Origin of the sequence: Nocardioides sp. (assembly GCF_035703625.1) — a bacterium.
Lineage (GTDB): Bacteria > Actinomycetota > Actinomycetes > Propionibacteriales > Nocardioidaceae > Nocardioides.
Map to the genome: position 1 here is coordinate 1 of NZ_DASSXS010000319.1, position 2,111 is coordinate 2,111.

Annotated in this window: 2 protein-coding genes; one reads left to right on the plus strand and one right to left on the minus strand. The window is 72.4% G+C overall.

Annotated features, from left to right (window positions below; translation table 11 throughout):
- The first annotated feature begins 589 nt into the window (after positions 1 to 589).
- Positions 590 to 712: a hypothetical protein gene (locus tag VFN12_RS16880; RefSeq protein ID WP_325119943.1), complete on the plus strand. Its 123-nt coding sequence runs from the start codon at positions 590 to 592 to the stop codon at positions 710 to 712.
- 62 nt (positions 713 to 774) lie between these two features.
- Here VFN12_RS16880 and VFN12_RS16885 read toward each other — a convergent pair.
- Positions 775 to 2,111: helix-turn-helix domain-containing protein (locus VFN12_RS16885; RefSeq protein ID WP_325119944.1), on the minus strand; the 1,337-nt coding region annotated here is incomplete at its 5' end.

Sequence of the window (2,111 nt, forward strand, 5' to 3'; positions counted from 1 at the left end):
AGCCACCACATGGGGTCACCTCACCGACAGTCGCGGTGGACGCTCCCGATCGCGATCGAACTCCTCCAGCCTGACGCGCGACCCTCGCGGGTTGCAGGGCACTTGGTCCCGAGGGCGTCGTCCGACCGGCCCGGAAGCTCCACCAAGGGCCGGGGACGTTCCCACCTGTGGGCTGGCCCCCGGAGTGCTGCTGGAGAGATCCGGCCAAGACGGCTCTCGCTGACTCATGCTCGTCCACGGGCCAGGAGACCATGACGAGCGATCCGCGATCCGCGATCCGCGGCCCGCCAGCCGGGCATGCGACACCGCCGCGCCCCCGCCGTGGACGGCAACCGGATGCTCGCGTCCAGCGATTGCCCCGTGACGCGCGTCAGCCGTCGACCTGATCGGCCGGGAGCTGATCGGCCGGGAGCTGATCGGCGACATCCCCGCTGACGCCCGCCACGCCGTCACTGGTGTGCCGGTCCCCCGTGGCCGGACACAGCCAGTGACGGCTCCCCCGATGGGCACGATGCCACATGAGTTGACGAAATGTTACTCCTCGTTGTCAAGCATTGCGAAGGCACATCACCACCAAGGAGGAAAGCTCATGAACCGCATTCGAACGACCATCTCGGCGCTGGCCGTCATCGCCGTCACCTCCGCCGGCGGGGTGATCCCTCTCTGGACCGGTGGCGACCACACGGTGGTCGCCGACCGCTGGTGCTGCTGAGGCGACGGCCAGGACGGGCTGGGGCGGGCCGGAGCGAGTCCGCCCCAGCAACCCTGACACCGCTAAGGCGTCGTCGAGCCCCCGACCGCGGAGCGAACGCGGGTCGACACCAGGCCCGTCGACGCCGCGGCGCGCCGGTAGGCGTCCAGCGCCCCCGCCCCATCACCGAGGCCCTCGAGCAGACCGCCGAGCTCGAACCAGGTCTGCGCGGCACCACGGTCAGCGCCGATCCCGCTCAACAACAAGACCGCCTCGCGGTACGCGCGTCTGGCCTCGTCCACCCTGCCGTGCCCGGCGAGCACCTGCCCTTGCAGCAAGCGCGCGTCGGCGGCCACGAGCGGGACGCGGGCGCCGGCCTCCTCCAGGGTCGCGGCGATCAGCTCGTCGGTGCGCTCGTGGTGTCCGAGCAGGAAGTGCGCCCGGGCCTGCGCCAGCAGGTTGTCCGCCCGGTCCGCGCGGTTTGCGCTGCTCAGGTCCAGCTCCACCTGTGCCCGGGACAGCACGGCGAGCGCAGACCGGGGCTCCGGGGGGTCCATGCGCAGCTGGAGGATCCCTACCTGCGTGCGCAGCCTGGCCAGGTTCCGGCCGTCCTCGCCGGCCTCGAAGATGCCCAGCGCCTTTCTGGCCAGCCCCAGCGCGACCTCCGGGCGACCAGCCCTGGACTCCATCACGCTGGCATTCCAGTACGCCGCCGCCTTCGACTCGGCGGAGCCGTACTCGTCGGCCTGGGCGAGCGCCCGCTGGCACAGCCGCCCGGCATGGGCGACGTCGCCACGCTCGACGTGGGCGGCCGCGACGGTGAGCGTGAGCGCCACCGCTTCGTTCAGTCCACCGAGCTCGTGCTCGGCGATGTAGCCGGCGGCACGGTCGCCGACCTCGACGGCGGCGACCAGGTCTCCGGACTCGCGGTAGCAGCGGCTCAGGGCGGTCATCGCCTCCAACCAGGACAGGTCGAAAGGTCCGGCGTCGGCCCGCTCCTCCAACGCAACGATTGCCGCGTCGAGATCGCCGGTGGCCTCCAGCGCAAACGCCCGCGCATCGGCAGCCTGCCGGCGAAGGTCGGGTAGCCCGCCGACCTCGTCGATCTCGGCCAGAACCCCCTCGACCCGGGCCAGCGCCTGCGCGGCCTCTCCTCCCGACAGTGACAGCTGCGCCAGGTCGAGGGCGAGCCGCAGCTCCGCGACCCGATCGGGTGGGGCGCCGAGGAGGAGCTCCTCGATCGGGACGTCGAGCCGCGCGGCCATGGCCTCGAGCAGGGCCGGGTCCGGACGTCGCTGACCCGCCTCGATGCGGGAGACATAGGCCGTCGACAGGTCCGACCCCGCCACCTGGGACTGGGTCAGTCCCGCGCGGAGGCGCGCCGAGCGGAGCCGAGCACCCAGTGCGCCGGGGTCGATGG